Genomic DNA, 20,724 nt, shown 5'->3' on the forward strand with positions numbered 1-20,724 from the left:
CCGGAATTGCAGGCGAGGGCATCCAACCCGTCGTGACCGTTTCAGTCGGCGCCTCCGGCACCGATTCCCGGCCGCGATCGGTCACCCGATTCGAAGGTCGCCCCCCGGTCCGGGCGAACTGTTTGACGCCCCCTGTGCGCTCCTCTACAATCCTCGGATCAATCGCGTCCGCAGTGTCGCGGTCGGGGGGCGTACGCCCTGCCGCAAGACTCGGGCCGGATGGGGATTCGTCGAGCGATGCGAGCGGCGTACACGGTCACCGAGTTGCTGGGAGACGGAATCGGACCCGAACTATCGGAGGCCGTCCATACCCTGGCCGAGGCGCTTCCGATCGACCTTCACTTCGAGCCGGTCGACCTGTCGCTGGAAAACCGAAGGGCCCGCAAAGGGGCGATCTACGACGAGGCTATCGCCTCGATCGAGTCGAACCGCGTCGCCCTGAAGCACCCGACGATCACCGCCGAGGAAAGCCCGAATCAGATCCTTCGGCGTCGGCTCAATCTTTCGGTCATCCACCGACCGGTCTACACGCTGCCCGGCGTCCCCAGCAACTTTCGTCGAGAACTGGACGTCGATATCATCCGGATCGCCACCGGAGGGACCTACGACGACCCCGGCCGGATGATCGGCAATAGCGGCGCCGTCAGCCTCCGGATCGTTGAACGCCAGCCGGTCCTCGAAGCCGCCCGATATGCCTTCAACCTCGCCCGAAAGACCGGCAAGAGCGTCACGAGCGCCTCGAAATACACGATCCAGAAGGCCACCGACGGCCTCTTTCAGGCCGTGGCCGAATCGGTGGCTGCCGAGTATCCCGAGGTTCCCCACCACTCCGAGCTGTTCGACGCCCTCCTGGCGAAGCTCATCATGAAGCCCGAGCCGTTTCAGGTGATTCTCGTCCTGAACGAGTACGGCGATTTTCTCTCGGACATGGCCTGCGGCCTGGCCGGATCGCTCGGCATCGGTGCCAGCGCCAACCTGGCGTTCGACGCCTCGGCCGTGGTCCGGGTTGCCCTGTTCGACGCGGCGCACGGCACAGCGCCCGACATCGCCGGCAAGGGGTTGGCCAACCCGACGGCGATTTTCCTTGCCTTCTCGCTTTTGCTGTATCAACTGGGTGAGATTCGGGTCGGCAAGGCCGTCAAGGACGGCACGCTCGACCTACTCCGCCGGGGGGTCCGTACCGGCGACCTCGGGGGGAAGGAATCGACCCAAAGCTTCACCGCCGCCGTCGCCGCCGAGGTGGCCGCGCGACTCGCCTGAGCCCGTGATCGTGTTGCGGCTTCCACCCCCTGGTAGTCCTCCTTTAGGGGATCGGGAACCGCTCCTCCAGGCGGAGGCTTCGCAAGCCTGCGTTCTCCCCTCGGCGTTTCTGTTGATCGCGCCGGGGCTCTCTCTCCGCTCACCCTCCGTTCCACAATCCGGCAAATGGCCGGAGGATTGCCGCCCGTGAGTCCGGCCCGCCGTCGTCGCATCTACAAGTGGGAGCTGGACGCCGCCGCTCGAACCCGGCGCGTTTCGGTCTGGAACGTCTGGGAGCAGATCACCCCCGAGTGGCTCTTCATCATCAGCTTCCTGACCCTCATCGGCATCGGAACCCTCGGCCTGCGAGTGCTTCCGTTCTTCTATGCCGACGGCAATCCGGGGCTGGGTTGGATTGATTCGCTGTTCACGGCCACCAGCGCGGTCTGCGTGACCGGCCTGATTGTCGTGGACACGGCGACGTATTTCTCGATCTGGGGGAAGCTCTGGATCTTGCTGTTGATTCAGTTCGGCGGCCTGGGAATGATCACCTTCACCACGGTCCTGATCGCCTCGCTCGGGGGGCGTCCGTCGCTCCGTCAGGAGGCGATCACCGCCGGCTCCCGCGAGGTGGTTCCGACGGTCGATTACCGGGGACTGACCCGACACGTCATCCTCTTTACCTTGACCTTCGAGGCCATTGGAGCGGTCGTGATGGCCCTGGTCTGGGTCCCTCAGTTCGGGCTATTCGCCGGGGTCGGGCACGCGGTCTTTCACTCGATCAGCGCCTTTTGCAATGCCGGGTTCTCGACCTTCAGTGATTCGGTGATGAGCTTCCAGACCTGGCCGATCACGCTCAGCCTGTTGATGATCCTGATCGTCGTCGGCGGGCTCGGCTTCTTGACGCTCGAAGAACTGTGGATGAACGTCAGGGCCAGGCGAGCGCGTCGCGGATTCCGCGTGTCGTTGCACTCGAAGATCGTCCTGATGATGACCGGCTTGCTCCTGGTTGGTGGGTGGATCGGCTTCGCGGTGCTGGAATGGGACAACACGCTCGACGCCATTCCCGGCTGGGCCCGGCCCATCAACGCGCTGTTCATGAGCGTGACGCCAAGGACCGCCGGATTCAATAATGTCGATTACGCCGAGATGACGACCGGCGCCAGCTTCCTGACGATCCTCTTGATGTTCATCGGCGGGGCTCCCGGCTCGACGGCCGGCGGCTTGAAGGTCACGACCGTTGCCCTGCCGGGGTTGCTGGCCTGGTCTCGCATCCGAGGGCAACGGGTGACCGGATTCCTCAATCGCACCGTGCCGGAAGAAACCATTCAGCGCGCCGTGGGTCTGATTGTGCTGGGCTTCGCCCTCGTGACCGGCTCCATCCTCCTGATCGTCATCAGCGAAGGGAGCCCACCGGATCGGTTCCTCGACGCCATGTTCGAATGCGTCAGTGCGTTTGACACCGTCGGCCTGAGCCGAAACCTGACGAGCGATCTGAGCGGCTTCGGCAGGCTGACGATGGTGGTCTTGATGTTCCTCGGTCGCGTCGGCCTGCCCACTGTGGCCTCGGCCCTGACCGTCGCGGCCTATCGATCGCCCGGTAATTTCCGATACGCTCAGGAAGATGTCGTCATCGGCTGACGCCTCGATCCGACCCACCCAAGAGAGAGCTTGCCTCCGATGGAGAAGAAGCGTTTCGTCGTCGTCGGCCTGGGGAATTTCGGTCACACGATCGCCGCCAAGCTGCACGAGCAAGGGCACGAGGTCGTCGCCGTCGATACCGACGAGGACGCCGTCGACCGGATTGCCCCCTACGTGAACACGGCCGCCGTGGGAGACGGCCGCCAGATCGAGACTCTCAAGCGTCTCGGGACCGAGAAGGCCGATGTCGGTGTCGTCTCCACCGGAGACGACATCACGGCCAGCATCCTCGCCACGATGGCCATGAAGGACTTGAAGGTCGAGGACATCTTCGTCAAGGTGATCTCACTCAACCACGCGAGGGTCATGGACAAGATCGGCGTGACCGAGTCGATCTTCCCCGAGCGCGAGAGCGCTCTTCGTCTGGCGACCCGGATCGCCAGCCGGGGAATTCTCAACTACATTCGGATGGGAACCACCCTGAGCATCCAGGAGCTGGCCGTTCCCACGAGCTGGATCGGCCGGTCGTTGCGGCAACTGGAATTGCCCCGCAAGTACCGCCTCTCGGTCATCGCCGTGCACGACATGCTGCGCGACGAGATGATCCCGATTCCCGATCCCGACGCCCCCTTGAAGGACTCCGACACCATCCTCATCGCCGGCAAGGACGAGGACCTCGCCCACGTCGAGAAGGAGATCGAACGCGACAGCCTGCCCCCCGGTCGGCGCTGATCGGCAACACTCGGCCGAACGACGTCATCGCCATCGCAAGAACCAAGGAAAAAAAAGGGGACGCGAATCGGACCAGCCGATTCGCGTCCCCTGTGGACTTCGATTCTGTCCGATCGCTCAGGCGCTTTCCTTCTTCCGCTCGGCGGCGTCGTCCTCGCTTTCCGAGTCGGTCGAGGAGTCCGACTTCGACGCCTTGGCTGAACTCAAGGGGGCCGATCGATCGAACAGGCTGTGTTCCTTGCGAACGACCTCGGGAGTGACCACGTATCGAGATTTTTCCTCGATGTCGGGCAGGTCGAACATGATGTCGAGCATGATTTCCTCGACGATCGACCGGAGGCCTCGGGCTCCGGTGTCCTTCTCCTTGGCCCGCTTGGCGATTTCGGCCAGGGCAAGCTCGGTAAACTCGACCTCGGCCCCTTCCATCTCAAAGAGCTTCTGGTACTGCTTGACCAGGGCGTTGCGGGGCTCGGTCAGAATCTGAACCAGGGCGCTGACATCGAGCGGCTGCAAGGGGCAGATGACCGGCAATCGGCCGACGAACTCGGGAATCATGCCGAATTCGAGGATGTCGTCGCTCGTGACCTTGTCGAGCAACGAGCCGATTTCGTTGTCGTGCTCGCTCTTGGTCTGGCCGCCGAAGCCGATCGTCTTGCGGCCGACGCGGCGGGCGATCAGGTTATCGAGGCCGACGAACGTCCCGCCGCAGATGAACAGGATGTTCGACGTGTCCATCTGGATGTACTGCTGCTCGGGGTGCTTGCGGCCCCCCTGGGGTGGGACGTTGGCGATTGTCCCTTCGAGCATCTTCAAGAGGGCCTGCTGCACCCCTTCGCCGGAGACGTCTCGGGTGATCGAGACGTTGTGCGAGGTCTTGCCGATCTTGTCGATCTCGTCGATGTAGATGATGCCTCGCTGCGCGGCTTCGAGGTCGAAGTCGGCCGCGTGCAGGAGCTTCAAGAGGATGTTCTCGACGTCCTCGCCGACGTAGCCGGCCTCGGTCAACGTGGTGGCGTCGCCGATGGCGAACGGCACGTTGAGGATGCGGGCCAGGGTCCGGGCGAGCAGGGTCTTGCCGCAGCCGGTCGGGCCGATCAGGAGGATGTTCGACTTGTCGAGCTCAACCTCGCTCCCCCCTTCCTCGCCCAGCACAAGCCGCTTGTAATGGTTGTGCACAGCCACGGAGAGGACCTTCTTCGCGCGGTCCTGACCGATGACGTACTGGTCGAGCTGTTCCTTGATTTCCCGGGGGGCCGGGATGTCGGTAAAGAGGGCCTTGGGCACCCCTCGCCGTTTGCGTTCCTGGTCGAGGATTGACTGGCAAAGCTCGATGCATTCGCCGCAGATGTAGACATCTCCGGGGCCTTCGACGAGCGGGCCGACGTCTCGGTAGCTCTTTCGGCAGAACGAGCAGTAGGCATTGCGCCGGTTGGTGCCGCCGTTGCTGCCGCCGCCTGGTCCGGTGGGGCCTCCCCCGGTTCCGCCGCCGCGACGCCCGCCGCCGTTGCCCCCCGAGCCGCCGCTGCTGTCCTTACCCGTGGGCATACATGATCCTTTCGTCGCATCGCGTCAGGGAAAGAGGGTACGAACACGCGACCAGTCCGCCGATGCTTCCGGCGGGCAGAGCACGCTCGGAACCTCGAGCCGACGAATGCCAGTCGGAGTTCCGATCCGAATTCGGGTGATGTCCGGTCGAACGATGTGCCACCGTCTTTCAACACGGGTGCGGTGGTCGCTCCGTCAGTAGGTGTCCGCTCGACGCCGCGCCTGGCAGGCAATCCCGACACGGCTTCCGCCGTTGAATCACTCAGCCATTCTAGAGCATGGTCGGGGGTGAAGCAAGCGAGGCCGACGGTCATCCTCGATCGGCTTGGAATCTCCTGGCGACAGCCTGCGAGCCCGACGACGGCACGATCCGGGCGATCGACAGAATTGCCAAGCCCCTGGCACGGCCAATCCCCTCGGCCCCGAGGCAATTCCCAACGACCATGAAAGCCGGTGGAGTGCGGGCTCAAGTCCCTCGAGGCAGCGATTGGCACTGACGGCCGGACGATTCCCAGAGTAAAGTATCCGGTACAGATTGATCATTCTCCCCCCTTCTTGAGCCCTCGGGCCCCTTCGAGGGGATTCGATCAAAGGGCCACGGAGCCGACCGCCGATGAGCGCTGTCGATGCGCCCCGATCTTACGTTGCGCCCTGGTTGCTTCTGGTGCTCTGGCCGATTCACTGGCTTTTTTTGCGCCTTTATTTTCGGGTGCGCGTCCATCACGCCGACCGCCTGCCGTCGAAAGGGCCTTTGATCCTCGCCCCGACGCACCGCACGCGGTCGGACACGTTGATGCTCTACGAAGCCGCTCGGAAGGCTCCGAAATTCCGATCGCTCCGCTTCCTGACCTCCCACAACGAGGTGGCCCACGGCCTGCAAGGCTGGTTCGTCCGTCGCCTGGGAGCCTTCCCGATCAACACCAACCGCCCGACCCCCGGGGCCCTGAAGCATTGCCGCGAGATTTTGGAATCGGGCCAGTCGCTCGTCATCTTTCCCGAGGGGAATATCTTCCGATTGCCTCCGGGCGAGGTTCACCCGTTGAAGCCGGGGGCCGCCTGGATCTCGCTCCAGGTGCAGGAGAAACTGGGAGCCAACCGCCTGACGATCGTGCCGATTCGCCTGAACTATTCGGATCGCCTCCTGAAGTTCGGATCGAGGGCCGACATCGAGATCCGCCCGCCGATCCAGGTTTCCGACTACCTGAACTTGCCCCGCAAGGAGGCCATCACCGCGCTGACGGCCGACCTCCAACAGGCCCTCGGCGACCGGGTCAACGACGCCCCTCGAACGGTGATCGACGCGCTCGCCCGAGGAGACCTCCTGCCTCCGGTCGATCTCTCGGAGCTTCCAACCGAACGGATCGAGGAAAACGCCTGAGCCGAGCCATCCTGGCCGCGATCGATCGTCTTCCGGAGCCCCTCGCGGTCGATCGTCCCGGATCGTGGTCCCTCGGCAACGATCGTGGTCGACCGGCCCGAGCCCTCTTCGCTCGGATCGGGGGAAGACGCTACAATCGTCGGCATGAACGTCATCGTCATCGCCTGCAATGGTCTGCACCTCGGGTTCCTTGGTCCGTACGGGAACCCCTGGATCGAGACGCCGAACCTCGATCGCCTGGCGAGCGAGGGGGTGGTCTTCGATCACCACTACCCCGAAAACCTCACCACCCTGCCGACCCGTCGCAGCTGGTGGACCGGGCGCTACGGCTTCCCCGACCCCGACCAGGGGTGGACTCCCCTCCGCGCCGACGAACCGATCCTGCCCGATCTGCTGTATGATCGCGGCGTTCGATCGGCCTTGATTTCCGACGTGCCCATGCTCCGCCAGGCCGGGCACGGCTTCGGCCGAGGGTTTGATGAGGTCGTCTGGATCCGAGGGGAAGGATACGACCCGTACATCCTGCCCGACGACCCCCGCGCCTCCGGCGTCTCGATCGCCGACGAGCCGGGCCTCCGCCTGCCTCCCGACGACGATCCCGACCGGGAACTCTGGACCCTCCGCTGGGAGCAGTACCTCCGCAACCGAACCGCCTTGAAGCTCAATACCGAGGAAAACGCCGGTTCCGGCCGCGCCGTTCGGGCCGCGATCGACTGGCTCGACCGCTCGGCCGACACCACGTCTCCCTTCCTGCTCTGGCTCGATCTGTTCAGCCCCCACGGCCCGTGGGACCCTCCCCCCGCCGACCGCGACCGCTACGTCGCCGTCGAGCCGGACGACTTCGAGGCCGGCGACGAAGGGGACCTGATCGACGACGAGCCCGAAGCGGACGACGACGGCGAGGACCTGTTCCTTGACGAGGTCGCCACCTTGATCGACGTGCCCCCCGGCCCCGTCGGCGAGGTGATCTCTGAGGAAGAACTCTACCGCCTCCGCCGGACCTACGCCGGGGCCGTCACCGCGCTCGATCGCCAGCTTGGCGTCCTGTTCGACCACCTGAAACGCCTCGGCCGGCTCGACGACACCCTCATCATCTTCACGTCTGACCAGGGAGAACCGCTCGGCGAACACGGCTTCGTCCGCCGCTTCCGTCCCTGGCTTTATGAGGAACTCGTCCACACGCCGTTAATCATCCGCCTGCCGGGAGGCGATCGTGGAGGATCGCGGCACCAGGCGATCGTCCAGTCGGTGGACCTGCTCCCGACGATCCTCTCGGCGCTCGACGCCGATGCCTCCCCGTTCGACACCGAGCAACCCTCGATCCACGGGCACGACCTGCTCGCCTTGATCCAGGGACGGGTCACCAAGCTCCGAGACTTCGCCTGCATGGGAATGGATGTCGAGGAGTTCGCCCTCCGCTCCCACTACTGGCACCTCATTCTTCCCATCGAGGCCGACCCCGACGACCCTCCTCGTTCCGTCGAGCTGTACCGCAAACCCGAAGATCGCTGGGATCAAAACGACGTCTCGGAGCGTCACTCCGAACTGACCGAGCATCTCGAACTCGTCCTCCGCCGCTTCGTGGCCGCCGTCGAGCGCGACGACTTCTCCCAGGTCCTCCCGCTCCGCGATGTCGCCCTGTTCCCACCACCGGCCTGATCGGCGACGAACCGGCTTCCTTTTGCCGCGATTCTCGGTCCCGTACCCAACGCTCGACCCCCGCACCGTCCCGGTTCCGGGTCGATGCGGGGGTCTGTGGTTGAGAGACGGGTTGGAATGATCGAGAGGACTTGAACCGAGATCAGTGGGTTTCGATCGTAACCTCCTGCATGGCTCCTTCGTGACTCAATCCCAATTCGGGATCGATGGCAACCGCGGCTTCCGCGACAAGGACCAGCGGGGGTTCAACCTCGGGCTCGGGGTGTTCGGTCGCCTCCGGTTTCGGCGTGGGCATCCGTCGCTCGGGTCGTCGGATTTCAAAGTTCCTCGCGGCGTCGTCGAAGGCGAGATTGGTACGGCTGGGCACCCCGGCGGCAGCCTGAATGTCGTAAACACGAAGCCGGATCACGTCTCCAGAGCGGTGAATGATCTCGACCCACTGACCCTCTTTGCGCTTCAAGACCAACATGGTTTTGTCCTTTGTCTTCCAAGATGATCGAAACCAGGTCTGAAAATCCAGGTACGTTCGACGTTTATTCGAAAGCGTTTTTGAAAAACCGAAAACGTGCTCAGACAGCGATCCCAACCGTCGCGCCTTGCGACCGGCCTGGAAACAAGAACCTTCGATCCTCAGGCAACAATGGCCCGACGGGGTCGTCCGCGTCGTCGGGGGGCGGGCGGAAGCGGGCGGGAGCCCGGCGTCCAGGTCCCACCAAGAATCGCCAGCGCCTCAAGGTGGATGTAGGTGATTCGAGACGGAGAGAACCCCAGCCGTTCAGCCACCTCGGCGTGGGTCTTCTCTTCCAGATAGATCATCCGGCAGGTCTCGGCATGCTGGCGAGGGAGCTTCTTCAGCCAGGTTTCGACGGCCTCAACAGCCTCCATCTCGGCGCCGATCGGCTCCCCTTGACCGGGGAACTCGGCGATCATCGAATAGCCGCTTTCGGCTCCGTCGGCCAACTGGCATTCGTTCCGGCTTCGCAGAATGCGCTCGCGGCGCACGTCTCGCAGACCTCCCGAGATCCGTTGCCGGGCGAAGGTCGAGAATTTCACGGCTCGACTCGGTTCGAATGCTCGGGCCGCCTCGACCAGGGCCAGGCAGGCCGCCGACTCGAACTCCTCCCAGATGTCGGGGAACTGATCCTTGAACGGTCGGGCCAAGGATCGGGCCATCGGCAAGTACTTCACAGCCAGCCGCTGCTGATCTTCCGTCAGCGGAGGGCGTTGCTTGCGGGGTTTCTCCTGGTACACGGCGTCTCTCCGTCAGTAGAATGTGCCAAGTTGAAGTCTCAGGACGAGAAACATGTTGCAATTAATTTAATTCAATGGATTCATCGTTCGGCAGTGCCTTGCCCATCAGAATCCGCGCTTCAATGCGGTTGGACCTGAGGTGCGCCAGCAATGCCGAACGCTTCATCCGAAGCCGTTCCAGGTGTGTCATCGCCAGGGCCGGATTGCTCCCTGGTTCCGACAAGTAAACCCAGGCCTGCCGGATCTTCGTTCGAACGGTTTCCAGCTCCGCCAGGAGCCGCTCATTATCATGGACCAAGCGGACCAGCCGCCGGAAATCGGTCACGGGAGCGTGATCAGGTCTTGCCTCGACATCGAGGCCAAACAAGCGCCCCACCTCGCCGGCAGTCGCATTGCCGGAGAGCGAGTCGGTCATGGAGAATACCATCGTGGAATGTTCCGGTGAGATCTGTTGCCAGCTTCGGCAAACTCCCTCGGGACACAGCGGCCAACTCGTGCGCTCGTCATCGAGTCCGCTTCGGCCGCCCGCCCGAACGCTCACCTCCCTGCACCTCAACTATGACCCCAGAATCTGGGCCGTCAAGGAAAAGTTTGCCGATTAGCTGCTTTTTATTGCCGGTTTCTGGACGATTTTCCAAATCTTGTCTTTTTTTGGCTCTTTCCACGATGACTCATCACGTCCTGTACCTGAGATTTACGACACAGACACCGCCCCGTCTTCAGAAAAATCCGATTGATCGTCGAATTTTGCCATATCCGCATCTGGACCCGTTTTTTCCCACCCTTCCACTCGCCTGACACTCCCCCGGACTACCGCCCGACCTGAACACTGCCGCAGGCGTTCGGTCTCGGATGAGAAGCGTTTGACGTGAAGTTCCGAAAACAGGGATTTGTCTTGATGCGCCGATCACAACAAAACCAACGCTCCAAACCGGAATCGAGCGGTTCGGAGAACCTGGCTCCCGACCTCGATCCCTCCTGGCTTGTGACCGTCCGTCGGGCCCTGCTCGACTGGTACGACCGCGAAGGCCGCGCTGACCTGCCCTGGAGACGCGACCGCGACCCTTACAAGGTCCTCGTCGCCGAGGTCATGCTCGTTCAGACCACCGTCGCCGCCGCCGGCCCGTTCTTCGAGCGGTTCCTGACCCGGTTCCCGACCCCCGAGGCCCTCGCCTCGGCCGACGAGGCCGACGTACTCAAGGCCTGGGAGGGGCTCGGCTACTACCGAAGGGCCCGCTTGCTTCACCAGGCGGCTCGGGCGATCGTCGAGCAACATGATGGCCAGGTCCCCGGCGACCCCGACGCACTGCGGCGGCTTCCCGGCGTCGGACGCTACATCGCCGGCGCCGTTGCCTCGATCGCCTTCGACCTGCCCGAGCCGATTCTGGAGGCGAACAGCCAGCGCGTCCTCGCCCGATGGCTCCGATGGGCCGACGACCTCCGCTCCCCAACCTCCCAGACCCGGCTCTGGCAGGCCGCCGCCCGGCTCGTCCCCCCGGATGACGCCGGCCGGTTTAATCAGGCAATCATGGACCTCGGCGCGACCGTCTGCACCCCCCGATCCCCCCGATGCCTGGCCTGCCCGGTCGCCGATGCCTGCCTCGCCCGCCGTCACGGGCTTCAGGACGACTTGCCGAAACGCTCGACGCCGACGCCGCCGCTTGAGGTGGCGGAAACGTGCGTGCTGGCCATCGACGCTCAGGGCCGGTTCCTGGTCGTCCAGCGTGCTGCGGGGAGCCTCTGGGAAGGCTTCTGGGAGTTCCCGACCGTTCATCAATCCGGGGTCGATCCCGCCGGCCGGGGCTCCGGCGAAGGGCTCACCGATCCGCTCGACCACCGCGTTCGCACCCTGACGGGCGTGTCCCTGGCACTCGGCCCGCCCGTGCAGACCATCCGATACGCCGTGACCAAGCATCGCGTCAGCCTGTCAGCGATTGCCGCAACCCCGATCGACGGCTCCCCGACCCCCGGCCCTGGCCTTTCGGCCGTTGCCTGGCTCTCGACTGCCGAACTCGACGCCCTGCCCCGCACCGGGGCGACCCGTCGTCTGTCCCTCTGGGCCTCCTCGCATCCCGAAGCGTTCATAGGACCTGCTCCCAAGCCCCCCTCGTCATCCTGACAAGAACTCCCTGGACCCGTCCGTGTCATCGGACGAGAATACGTGGATCACACCCGATCGGCAGCGCGGCTCTCAAAGGCTTGCCGATCGAATCGACCCAGAGGCGAGGCTCATGACGTCCATCCCCCCCAGCGACGACGATCGCGGGTCGGTCTCCCAATGGATCGGCCAGTTAAAGGCCGGCGACCCCGAGGCCGCTCAGCCCCTCTGGGAACGCTACTTCGATCGGCTGGTCCGCCTGGCCCGACAGAAACTTGCCTCCAGCCGTCGCCGAGGAGCCGACGAGGACGAGGAAGACGCCGCCCTGAGCGCCTTCGACAGTTTCTGCGCCGGAGCCGCCCGGGGCCGATTCCCTTTGCTCGGCGATCGAGACGACCTCTGGAGGCTCCTGGTCGTCATCACCGCTCGCAAGGCCGGAGCGCAGGCCCAGCGCCGGCGGGCTCAGAAACGCGGGGGCGAATACCTGCGCCTCGACACCGTTCAGAGCCCCGGGGCCGACGACGACCGCCTGTTGCTCGACCAGCTCGCCGGTTCTGAACCATCTCCCGAGTTCGCGGCCATGGTCGCCGAGGCGTATGAACTCTTGCTCGACCAACTCGGTGACGACGATCTCCGCCACGTCGCCGTCTGGCGTCTGGAAGGTCTGACCAACGACGAGATCGCCGATCGTCTCGGCTGCGCCCGCCGCACCGTCGCCCGACGGCTCGACCTGATCCGCAAGATCTGGGAATCGCACCGCTCGGCAGATCTCGACGATGAAATTGAACCTGAGTGAACTTTGTGTTGAAGGTTCTGCTGCTTTGAAATGCCGAATAAGCCACATGAATCCCATAGGACATTCTGATGAGCAACGCGGAAACCCAGCTCCATCCGGAACCGACCCTCTCGATTGATCGCGCGCGGTTCGTCAACGATGCCTGCGAGCGATTCGAGGCGGACTGGCGATCCGGATGCCGCCCCTCGATGGAATCGTTTCTGGCCGCAGTCGAGGGCCACGAGCGCCGCGTATTGCTTCAAGAATTGATTGCCCTGGAGGTGGAACTGCGCCGCGAGCGTGGTGAGAAGCCGGTCGAAGCAGACTACCGATCTCGGTTCCCGGCCGAGGCCTCCCTCGTCGCCGAGGCCTTTTGCGTAACCCAGCCCATGTCGATCGCCGGATATGAACTCCTCGACGAACTCGGTCGGGGGGGGATGGGGGTCATCTATCGGGCCCGGCAGAAGGGTCTCAACCGCCTGGTTGCGTTAAAGGTCATGAGGGTTGGTCGGCTGGCGACCGACGACGAGGCCCGACGGTTTCGGATCGAGGCCGAGGCGGTGGCCGGTTTGCGGCACCCGAACATTGTCCGGATCTTCGACGTCGGCTGCTCGCACGGCGAGCACTACTTCAGCATGGAGCTGATCGAAGGGGGGAATCTTTCCCGGGTCATCCCGCTCTTGCGCGAGCAGCCCAGAGTGGTGGCGGATCTGCTCCTTCAAATCGCCCGAGCCGTCCACCACGCCCACCAACTCGAGTTCGTCCACCGTGATCTGAAGCCCGGCAACATCCTGCTTGACGGCGATGCCGACACCCCGATCGAGCAGCGGACGCCGTACATCACCGATTTCGGGCTGGTCAAGTGTCTTGGTCCCGGATCGGAAGAGGGTCTGACCCGTCCCGAAGCCATCGTCGGCACCCTGGAGTACATGGCCCCCGAACAGGCCCAGGCCGGACCGATCGACGCTCGCACCGATGTCTATGGTCTGGGAGCGATCCTCTACGCCATGCTCACCGGCCGTCCTCCTCACCGGGCCGACTCTCCGATGGAAACGCTCGTTCAAATCAGCGAGCGAGAACCTGATCCCCCCCGTCGGCTCAATCCCGGTGTCCCCCGAGCTCTGGAAGCCATCTGCCTTCGCTGCCTGGAAATCGACCCCGAGCGCCGCTATCCCTCGGCCAAGGCGGTGGCCGAAGACCTGGAACACTTCCTCCGAGGCGAACCGATATCTGCCGGCCGGGTCGGCCCGCTCGGCCGGCTCCGGCGCTGGGCTCGTCGTGAGCCGGAACTGGTCTTCCGCCTGGTCGCGATCGGCAGTATCACGCTGCTCACCCAGGCCAATTACCTTGCCCATGCCCCGGCCGAACGCAAGCCTCTCTTGCACCTTCAGATCACGAGCCTCGAACTGCTCTGGATGGCCTCCGCCATCCTCATTCAAACCGTCGCCCGTCGATCGGAGCGTCCCGAACGCCTCTGGCCCGCCTGGATCGTCGTCGACGTGACCGCGCTGACCCTCGCGCTCCGCCTGCTCGATGCCGCCGATAGTGGCTTGGTGATCGGCTATCCCATGCTGGTCGTCGCCTCGGGGCTCTGGTCCCGCCACTGGCTGGTCTGGCTGACGGCAGGACTGGCCTCGCTCGGCTATGCCTTGATCTGGTTCGAACATCTCATCCTCAACGGCCCTCAACCCAACGTCTTTCTCAATATTGTGGTTGCGTCGCTGCTGGTGACCGCGATGATCGTCTCGCATCAGGTCCGACGGCTCTGGTCCCTCAGCCGATTCTACGAACGCCGCCCCGACCCTCGGTGACGCCTCCATCCTCACGTCACCTTCGATTCCCCTTCGAAGCTCGTCGCCTCCCCGTCGCATCGCGGCCGATCAAGCGATAGGCTGGGGATCGACGATCGACTCGGAATCAAAGGGGCCTCGGCCGGGGGTCGGCCGATGGCGAGTTCTCAAGACCCGAACGATCGATCGAGACTGGGAGTTGACCACCAATGACTCGACGCTTCGCCCTCGTCTGCTTCAGCCTGTTCGCCCTTGCCGCGGCCAAACCCGCCCTGGCTCAGGACGATTCGATCTCGTGCCTGATCATCACGGGCGACCATCGCGGCCACGCCTGGCAGGAAACCACACCCATTATCAAGGACTTCCTCGAAGAAGGTGGCCGGATCAAGGTCGATGTGACCACCACGCCCGCCAAGGATCTGACCGAAGACAACCTTTCCAAGTATGACGTTTTGCTCCTCAATTATCGTCAGACCGACAACGCCACCTCCGAAACCGAGTGGACCGACGAGAACAAGGAGGCCCTGCTCAACGCCGTCAAGAGTGGCACCGGCCTGGTCGTCTACCACTTCGCCTCCAGCGCTTTCGCCGATCCAAACTGGGCCGAATATGAGCGCATGATTGCCGGTGGCTGGCGCAGCCAGGGATTCCACGGCCCCAAGCACGAGTTCACCGTCAAGCAGACGGACGTTGACCACCCGATCTCCCGAGGGCTCCCGGCATCGTTCGATCATACGATCGACGAACTGTATCAAAACTCTCTCATGGTTGACGGAAACGTCGTCCTCGCCACCGCCTATTCCGACCCCGACCTGCCGCGCGGAACCGGCAAGGATGAGCCAGTGATCTGGGTCAACACCTTTGGCCAGGGCCGAGTGTACAACAACGTGCTCGGCCACGATCCCACCGCCATCTCAAACCCGCACTATCAGGAATGGATGCGACGCGGTGTCGAGTGGGCCGCCACGGGAGAGGTCCAGGACTGACCTCGACGTCTCCTGGTCTGATCTGACCGAACGACCACCCGATCTGGTCGGGTGGTCGACTGGCAGCCAATCCGATCGTTCGATCACCCTCCGAGGAGACGGCAAGGCCATGAGCGATGCTCCTCCTCCCCCTCCCCCAAAGGGTCAGCGCGACTACAGCCAGGCTCGCCTGACCCGCCACGCAATCGAACGCTTCATCGAGCGGTTCCACGTTCCCGAACCCGAGGCCGAGGGGGCACTCCGAACCGCCCTGGCCCGCACCCGGCGGCTCGGCCGGAATCCTGAGAACGGCGCGGTTGCTGCCCTCGCCCTGCACCGAGGCCGGATGCTCGTGGCCATCTTTCAGGAGTCCACCTGCCTGACCGTCCTGACGTGGCCGCTTTTCGAACCGCGCATGCCCGAGTTCGGCCGCGTTCGCCTGCCTCGCAAACGCGGCCGGATGCTCCGGCGCCTCCAGCAGGATCCTCCGGACGAACCAGACGCCCCCCTCTCCGATCAGTGAGTGCCCCGCCCGTTGGAGACGAACCTCTCAGACGGTCGTCTCCCGTCGTTCCTCGGCCAGCGATCGCAGCACCTCAAGCCCTCGCTCCAGTACCGCGTCATCAACCGCATATGAGATGCGGACATGCGTATCGACCTTGCTGAACACGTTCCCCGGAATGATGAGCAGGTTGCGCCGGATCGCCTCCTCGACGAGCGATGTCGCCGACGGCCAACCCTCGGGCACCTTCGGAAAGGCATAGAACGCCCCGGTGGGTCGAGCAAGTTCGTACCTTCCGGAAAGCACCTCAACCACACGATCCCGCTTGCGCCGGTAGGCGTCGATCTGTGCGGTCAGGTCCAGGGCCGATGCCCCCACCACCGCGTGCTGCAACGGGGTCGGGGCACACACGAACGAGAATTGCTGAAGCTTGGCCATCTCCTGCATCAAGCGTCCTGGTCCGTGTGCGAACCCGAGCCGCCAGCCGGTCATCCCATAGGTTTTACTAAATCCGTCGACCACCAGGACATCCTCATTCCATTCCGCCGGCGAATGGAATGACTCGTCATAACAAAACGCCTTGTAGACTTCATCACTGATCAGCAAGATCCCCCGCTCCCGACATAGCTCGGCGAGGGCCTTCAGCTCCTCCGGCGGAACGACCACTCCGCTTGGGTTTCCCGGGCTATTGACGATGATCGCCTTCGTCTTCGCCGTGATGGCCGCCTCGACCCGATCGATCGGAACTCCGAAGCTCGGATACGTGTCAACCAGGACCGTTGTCCCACCGGCCAGGGCAACAAGGTTCGGATACATCACGAAATACGGGTCAAAGACGATCACCTCGTCTCCCGGATTCACCGCGCAGCAGATCGCCAGCAAGAGCCCTCCCGCCGTGCCTGAGGTCACCATGACCTGACGGTCGGCGTGGCCGTACTGATCCTGGACAATCTGTTGCAGTTCCCCCCGCAACCCGGGATCTCCCATGGTCACGGTGTACGCGTTGCGTCCCGCTCGAATCGCCTCGCAGGCCGCGTCCTTGATGACATCCGGTACGTCGAAGTCCGGGAGACCGATGGAAAGGTTGATGGGATCGGTCATCTGTTTGGCCATTTCAAAGGCCTTTCGAATGCCCGATGCCTCAATCTTCGTCATCCGATCTGCTATCCAACCGTCGTTCACGACTCCCCTCCTCCCACCTCAATGATGGCCCCACGAGGCATCGAACCCCGATGCCATCCCGAGCCGTTCCGCCTTGATTCGAGCCTGGGGCCCCGGTTGGCCCTGAACCCTCGACTCCCTTTGACTCTATCGGACTCGACGCCCTCGTGCGAGTTCACCGGCATCGGCAAGCCTCGGCCCATGCGATACAATGACGATTTCCGAGAACCTCCGTCATCCTGTGCTTCTGTCGGACACACTCATGACCTTCCCCGAGTCGCCCCGCGCCCTGCTGCTCGACTTCGACGGCACGATGGCCGACACGCTCCCGTTGATCTTCGACGCCTTCCGCCACGCTCTCTCCCCCTGGACCGATCCCCTCCCGACCGACGATGAGGTTGAGGCCAGCTTCGGCCCCGCCGAACGGGCCTGCCTGGGCCTCTTTGCCCCCGAGGAACGGCTCGACGAGGCCCTCGACCGCTTCTTTTTCCATTATGAACAGGAACATGAACGCATGGTCCGACTCTTTGACGGGATCCCCGCCGTCATCGATCGGGCTCGAAGCCTCGGCTGGAAAGTTGGCGTGTTCACCGGCAAGGGCCGCCGCGCCGCTCAATTCTCCCTTTCCACGCTCGGGCTTGTCGATCGGATCGACTGCCTCATCTCCGGAGACGATGTCGAACGCCCCAAACCCGACCCCGACGGCCTCTATCGAGCCGCTCATCTGCTCCAGGTCGAACCCCGACGGATTCTCATGGTCGGCGACAGCCCGGCCGACGTTCGCGCCGGCCGAGCCGCGGGGGCTCTCACCTGTGCCGTCACCTGGGCCGCCTTCCGCCCCGAGCGTCTCGTCGCCGAATCGCCTGACCACACGTGTTCGAATGTTCCTGATTTTCTTGCCCTGCTCGACGCGTTGCACCAGAACGATGAGCCCCTTCCGAAACCCTAACGGAAAGCGTTGATCCACATTCAACACCTTTCTGATAAAACGCTCATTGATCACACAGCATTTTGACCCTTCCCTCCGGACGCGAGTTCCGGAGCCCTTCCTTCATTCCTCCCCGAGGCTCTCCCATGCCCGTGCTCGACCGCGAGGAATACATCGAGCAGGCCTACTTCTTTCGTGCCTTCCGAGAACGGGTGCTCGACGGTATCCCCTCTCAAGATGTCCTCTCTCGAATCGGTGAGGAGCTACTCTCCACCACCCGGCTCCCCATGGCCGTTGGCTTCATGTACTCTGAGGTCAAGGTCAGTGGCCTCATGAGTCCGGCCATGAAGCAACTGGGCCACTACTTCGCTCCATTTCAAACCTATGTGATCACCAAGGCAGAAGAAGACTCGTACAACCGATTTCCCATGGATCAAGCACTCCTCGTCCTTGAACGCGAGGCCAACTACCGCGCCGCCGAACCCACCCCTGCCGGCCTGTTCGTCTACCAGTTCGAGGCGATCAGCCGCAACCGCCTCGGTTACGCCGGTGGCCTCGATGCCATGGCCGCCGACCCCTTCTATGACGAGTCTTGGAGCGATTACATTTTGCTGTTAAATTCACGGTTGGGAGATGTCGATTTTGCCGACTTAATTTACTCTCGATCAGAATTCCTCGTCACTCAAATGCGACGGCGCGACCCCAACTTCACTCCCAAATTTCCCATCCTTTTCGGGGAGAAAGAAGGCAAGATCGCCCGAGCCAACCACGGGCGAGATCCCCTCTACCTCTTCTCCGCCCTTCAGCGCCAGCTCAACTACCCCGAGGTCCCCCGACCCAAACGTGCCGACGAGGCCGAAACACGACTGAACCTTCTTGAGAAACAGGTCAAACTGCTCGAAAACCGCCTCAAGCTTGTCGAGGTCGACCTCAAGGGTGAACTCGATGTCAACCAGTTGCGTGTTCGTCCCGAAGACACTGCCGGCGTTCCCGACCACTGGGGCCTGAAGGCATCCGACCTCGACGCCCCCTCCTCCGACCTGGAAGGCTAACCACAATGCGTCCCTTCACGATGCTTTCCCTGATGCTCTTGAACCCGTTCCCTGGCGACGACGAGGCCGCCCCCCCGTCCCCCCTCCCCTCGTTCAAACGCATCGTGATCGACGACACGTTCCCCGGTGGCTATCAGGTTGAGGTCGCCGATGTCAACGGCGACACACGGCCCGATATCATCGCCCTCGGTGGCGGCACCTGCGCCTGGTACGAAAACCCATCATGGCAGAAACGCATCATCACCGGTCCCGATCAGACGCCTGGCATCATCTCCTCGGCGACCACCGACCTCGATGGCGACGGTCGTGCCGAGGTTGCCATCGCCTACGACTTCGCCATGCGAGAACCCACTCGCGGCAAACTCGGGCTCGCGCGGCCGGGCGCGTCCCCCGATGACAAGTGGTCCTTTCAGACGATCGCCGAAGTCCCCAGCATCCACCGCCTCCGATGGGGCGACACTCGTGGCGACGGACGCCTCGACCTGATCGTGGCTCCCATCTTCGGACCCGATTCCACTCCTCCCGCCTTTCAGGAAGACTCGGCTCGGCTCATGGTGTTCCCCTCGTTCACCATCGGAGCCAATCGCCCCAAACCCGAGTCCGTTGCCCTCGCTCCCGTCATGCACGCCATCGCCGTCGTCCGCCTTCCCGAAAATCACCGCGATTCCATTCTCTCCGCCAGCAATCTTGGCGTCTCCTTGCACCGACGTGCCGAAGTCGTCGATCCCGAATCTCCTCACACCTGGCTCAGTGTTCGGCTGACTCCAGGGGCCTCCGGGACTCCCCCCGCCCGAGGTGCCAGCGAGATTCATCTCGGACACTTCGGATCAGATCACGCCTTGCTTGCCACCATCGAGCCCTGGCACGGATCGAACGTGGCCATTTCGACCATCCCACGCGCCGCGCTGACCACTGTGGGTCATCAGCCCGACCAGATCGGTCCTCGAACCATCCTCGACGACTCCCTCGATGATGGTCATGCACTCTGGCTTGCTGATGTCAACGGAGACGGGATCGACGAGGTTTTCGCCGGCCATCGCGGAACGAATCATCGAGTCTCGGTCTACCACTTCGATGGCAAGACGTGGCAGCGAACCATCCTCGACTCCACCATCGCCGCCCAGGATCTTCGAGGAGGAGACCTCAATCAGGATGGGATTCCCGACATCGTCGCCATCGGAGGGACCTCTCAAAACGTGATCTGGTATCGCCCCCGTCCGGCCTCCACCTCAGCCTCGTCCCACCCCTGATCCGGATGAGCACGAGACACGTTGCAATGCAATCACGGCTCGATTACATTCAGAAATGGCTCATGGGTGCCTCAGTGCGATCATTGAGGTTCGATGGCGAACGATGATCCTGAGTGCCAGAGCCATCTCCACACCTCTTGATCCTCGTAGAATTTGAGGACTCTGAACGATGTTGCGAAGCCGCCCGATCGTCTCGATGTTCACCATTGCGTGCGCCACGGCCCTCGCGGGCGCAACGGCCCAGGCTCAGGAAGACACGCCCAAACCAGCCACCCCCGCCGCACCCGCTGCCGCAGACGCCGGCGACGACCAACCGACAGCCGAAGCACCCAAAACCTACCCGCCATACCGTCGCGTACCAAGCAACTTTGGCAAGGTGGGCCTCTCCAACCAGCAACGTGAAGACATCTACATTATCCGCGGGCGCTATCAGTCAGAGATCGCCGAACTGAAAGCCCGGATTGAGATGCTCTCCCAAAAAGAGATGGACGAATGCGTCTCCGTCCTGACGGAAGCACAGCGGAAACTCCTCGACCAGATCCGCGCCGCCAGCCGCCCCGCTCTCCTCGGCAGCGGAAGCAACCGCGAGAACTAATCCTGCTCGGCACCCCGGACTCCCCACACGGTCCGGGGTGTCTTCAACTCAAAGAGAACCACCAACCCACCCAACCGGATCGACAATCCACGGCGCCTCAGAGACACCGACCTGGAAAGGCATTCTCCAGCCAGAGATCAGCAACGAAGCCTAGCGCGCAAAC

General features: G+C 63.3%; 19 protein-coding genes. 14 read left to right on the forward strand and 5 right to left on the reverse strand.

Features of this window, described 5'->3' with window-relative positions; all coding sequences use genetic code 11:
• The first annotated feature begins 237 nt into the window (after positions 1-237).
• The 3 genes from GA615_RS22980 to GA615_RS22990 all read left to right on the forward strand — a co-directional run bounded on the left by GA615_RS22980 (position 238) and on the right by GA615_RS22990 (position 3,612).
• Positions 238-1,260: an isocitrate/isopropylmalate family dehydrogenase gene (locus GA615_RS22980; RefSeq protein ID WP_152053671.1), complete on the forward strand. Its 1,023-nt coding sequence runs from the start codon at positions 238-240 to the stop codon at positions 1,258-1,260.
• 186 nt (positions 1,261-1,446) lie between these two features.
• Positions 1,447-2,880, forward strand: a complete 1,434-nt coding sequence (locus GA615_RS22985) for a TrkH family potassium uptake protein (protein WP_201750289.1) — start codon at positions 1,447-1,449, stop codon at positions 2,878-2,880.
• A gap of 39 nt (positions 2,881-2,919) precedes the next feature.
• Positions 2,920-3,612 (forward strand): potassium channel family protein, encoded by a 693-nt coding sequence (locus GA615_RS22990; RefSeq protein ID WP_152053673.1) that lies wholly within the window; start codon positions 2,920-2,922, stop codon positions 3,610-3,612.
• A 117-nt stretch (positions 3,613-3,729) separates the two neighbouring features.
• On the opposite strand, the gene clpX is transcribed toward GA615_RS22990, so the two are convergent.
• A complete protein-coding gene (clpX, locus tag GA615_RS22995; RefSeq protein WP_152053674.1) occupies positions 3,730-5,157 on the reverse strand; it encodes an ATP-dependent Clp protease ATP-binding subunit ClpX in 1,428 nt (475 codons plus the stop codon).
• 613 nt (positions 5,158-5,770) lie between these two features.
• Between clpX and GA615_RS23000 the strand changes: the two genes are divergently transcribed.
• Both GA615_RS23000 and GA615_RS23005 read left to right on the forward strand, forming a co-directional pair.
• Complete coding sequence (locus tag GA615_RS23000) at positions 5,771-6,535, forward strand: lysophospholipid acyltransferase family protein (RefSeq protein ID WP_152053675.1); 765 nt, start codon at positions 5,771-5,773, stop codon at positions 6,533-6,535.
• Between the two features lie 144 nt (positions 6,536-6,679).
• Positions 6,680-8,194, forward strand: a complete 1,515-nt coding sequence (locus tag GA615_RS23005; RefSeq protein ID WP_152053676.1) for a sulfatase family protein — start codon at positions 6,680-6,682, stop codon at positions 8,192-8,194.
• 142 nt (positions 8,195-8,336) lie between these two features.
• Here GA615_RS23005 and GA615_RS23010 read toward each other — a convergent pair whose 3' ends face one another.
• From GA615_RS23010 to GA615_RS23020, 3 genes are all read right to left on the reverse strand, one after another.
• Entirely contained in the window at positions 8,337-8,663 is a 327-nt protein-coding gene (locus GA615_RS23010; RefSeq protein WP_152053677.1) for a hypothetical protein, read from the reverse strand.
• A 161-nt stretch (positions 8,664-8,824) separates the two neighbouring features.
• On the reverse strand, positions 8,825-9,445 hold the full coding sequence (locus GA615_RS23015; RefSeq protein WP_152053678.1) for a sigma-70 family RNA polymerase sigma factor: 621 nt from the start codon (positions 9,443-9,445) through the stop codon (positions 8,825-8,827).
• Between the two features lie 61 nt (positions 9,446-9,506).
• Entirely contained in the window at positions 9,507-9,872 is a 366-nt protein-coding gene (locus GA615_RS23020; protein WP_152053679.1) for a hypothetical protein, read from the reverse strand.
• Positions 9,873-10,343: 471 nt separating this feature from the next.
• Between GA615_RS23020 and mutY the strand changes: the two genes are divergently transcribed.
• The 5 genes from mutY (at position 10,344) to GA615_RS23045 (ending at position 15,596) form a co-directional block, all read left to right on the forward strand.
• Complete coding sequence (gene mutY, locus GA615_RS23025) at positions 10,344-11,564, forward strand: A/G-specific adenine glycosylase (RefSeq protein WP_152053680.1); 1,221 nt, start codon at positions 10,344-10,346, stop codon at positions 11,562-11,564.
• 112 nt (positions 11,565-11,676) lie between these two features.
• A complete protein-coding gene (locus tag GA615_RS23030) occupies positions 11,677-12,339 on the forward strand; it encodes an ECF-type sigma factor (protein ID WP_152053681.1) in 663 nt (220 codons plus the stop codon).
• A 68-nt stretch (positions 12,340-12,407) separates the two neighbouring features.
• Positions 12,408-14,129 (forward strand): serine/threonine-protein kinase, encoded by a 1,722-nt coding sequence (locus GA615_RS23035; protein ID WP_152053682.1) that lies wholly within the window; start codon positions 12,408-12,410, stop codon positions 14,127-14,129.
• 188 nt (positions 14,130-14,317) lie between these two features.
• Positions 14,318-15,094: a ThuA domain-containing protein gene (locus tag GA615_RS23040; RefSeq protein ID WP_152053683.1), complete on the forward strand. Its 777-nt coding sequence runs from the start codon at positions 14,318-14,320 to the stop codon at positions 15,092-15,094.
• 109 nt (positions 15,095-15,203) lie between these two features.
• On the forward strand, positions 15,204-15,596 hold the full coding sequence (locus GA615_RS23045; RefSeq protein WP_152053684.1) for a hypothetical protein: 393 nt from the start codon (positions 15,204-15,206) through the stop codon (positions 15,594-15,596).
• Positions 15,597-15,623: 27 nt separating this feature from the next.
• Here the strand turns inward: GA615_RS23045 and GA615_RS23050 are convergent, their stop codons facing one another.
• Positions 15,624-16,730: a pyridoxal phosphate-dependent aminotransferase gene (locus GA615_RS23050; RefSeq protein ID WP_235905632.1), complete on the reverse strand. Its 1,107-nt coding sequence runs from the start codon at positions 16,728-16,730 to the stop codon at positions 15,624-15,626.
• 268 nt (positions 16,731-16,998) lie between these two features.
• On the opposite strand from GA615_RS23050, the gene GA615_RS23055 reads away from it, so the two are divergent.
• The 4 genes from GA615_RS23055 (at position 16,999) to GA615_RS23070 (ending at position 20,561) form a co-directional block, all read left to right on the forward strand.
• Positions 16,999-17,685 carry an HAD family hydrolase gene (locus tag GA615_RS23055; RefSeq protein WP_152053686.1) on the forward strand — a complete coding sequence of 229 codons (687 nt, stop codon included), beginning with the start codon at positions 16,999-17,001 and terminating at the stop codon, positions 17,683-17,685.
• Positions 17,686-17,810: 125 nt separating this feature from the next.
• The gene (locus tag GA615_RS23060; RefSeq protein WP_152053687.1) at positions 17,811-18,716 is read left to right on the forward strand and encodes a hypothetical protein; all 906 of its coding nucleotides are present in this window, start codon (positions 17,811-17,813) and stop codon (positions 18,714-18,716) included.
• Between the two features lie 5 nt (positions 18,717-18,721).
• A complete protein-coding gene (locus GA615_RS23065; protein WP_152053688.1) occupies positions 18,722-19,966 on the forward strand; it encodes an FG-GAP repeat domain-containing protein in 1,245 nt (414 codons plus the stop codon).
• 169 nt (positions 19,967-20,135) lie between these two features.
• Positions 20,136-20,561, forward strand: coding sequence for a hypothetical protein (locus tag GA615_RS23070; protein WP_152053689.1), 426 nt, complete (start codon positions 20,136-20,138; stop codon positions 20,559-20,561).
• Positions 20,562-20,724 lie beyond the last annotated feature (163 nt).

The organism is Tautonia marina (assembly GCF_009177065.1).
Lineage (GTDB): Bacteria > Planctomycetota > Planctomycetia > Isosphaerales > Isosphaeraceae > Tautonia > Tautonia marina.

Coding starts and splice junctions, on each gene's coding strand:
- GA615_RS22980 (WP_152053671.1), top strand. CDS start 238: ATGCGAGCGGCGTACACGGTCACCGAGTTGCTGGGAGACGGAATCGGA.
- GA615_RS22990 (WP_152053673.1), top strand. CDS start 2,920: ATGGAGAAGAAGCGTTTCGTCGTCGTCGGCCTGGGGAATTTCGGTCAC.
- clpX (WP_152053674.1), bottom strand. CDS start 5,157: ATGCCCACGGGTAAGGACAGCAGCGGCGGCTCGGGGGGCAACGGCGGC.
- GA615_RS23000 (WP_152053675.1), top strand. CDS start 5,771: ATGAGCGCTGTCGATGCGCCCCGATCTTACGTTGCGCCCTGGTTGCTT.
- GA615_RS23005 (WP_152053676.1), top strand. CDS start 6,680: ATGAACGTCATCGTCATCGCCTGCAATGGTCTGCACCTCGGGTTCCTT.
- GA615_RS23010 (WP_152053677.1), bottom strand. CDS start 8,663: ATGTTGGTCTTGAAGCGCAAAGAGGGTCAGTGGGTCGAGATCATTCAC.
- GA615_RS23020 (WP_152053679.1), bottom strand. CDS start 9,872: ATGGTATTCTCCATGACCGACTCGCTCTCCGGCAATGCGACTGCCGGC.
- mutY (WP_152053680.1), top strand. CDS start 10,344: ATGCGCCGATCACAACAAAACCAACGCTCCAAACCGGAATCGAGCGGT.
- GA615_RS23030 (WP_152053681.1), top strand. CDS start 11,677: ATGACGTCCATCCCCCCCAGCGACGACGATCGCGGGTCGGTCTCCCAA.
- GA615_RS23035 (WP_152053682.1), top strand. CDS start 12,408: ATGAGCAACGCGGAAACCCAGCTCCATCCGGAACCGACCCTCTCGATT.
- GA615_RS23040 (WP_152053683.1), top strand. CDS start 14,318: ATGACTCGACGCTTCGCCCTCGTCTGCTTCAGCCTGTTCGCCCTTGCC.
- GA615_RS23045 (WP_152053684.1), top strand. CDS start 15,204: ATGAGCGATGCTCCTCCTCCCCCTCCCCCAAAGGGTCAGCGCGACTAC.
- GA615_RS23050 (WP_235905632.1), bottom strand. CDS start 16,730: ATGACGAAGATTGAGGCATCGGGCATTCGAAAGGCCTTTGAAATGGCC.
- GA615_RS23055 (WP_152053686.1), top strand. CDS start 16,999: ATGACCTTCCCCGAGTCGCCCCGCGCCCTGCTGCTCGACTTCGACGGC.
- GA615_RS23060 (WP_152053687.1), top strand. CDS start 17,811: ATGCCCGTGCTCGACCGCGAGGAATACATCGAGCAGGCCTACTTCTTT.
- GA615_RS23065 (WP_152053688.1), top strand. CDS start 18,722: ATGCGTCCCTTCACGATGCTTTCCCTGATGCTCTTGAACCCGTTCCCT.
- GA615_RS23070 (WP_152053689.1), top strand. CDS start 20,136: ATGTTGCGAAGCCGCCCGATCGTCTCGATGTTCACCATTGCGTGCGCC.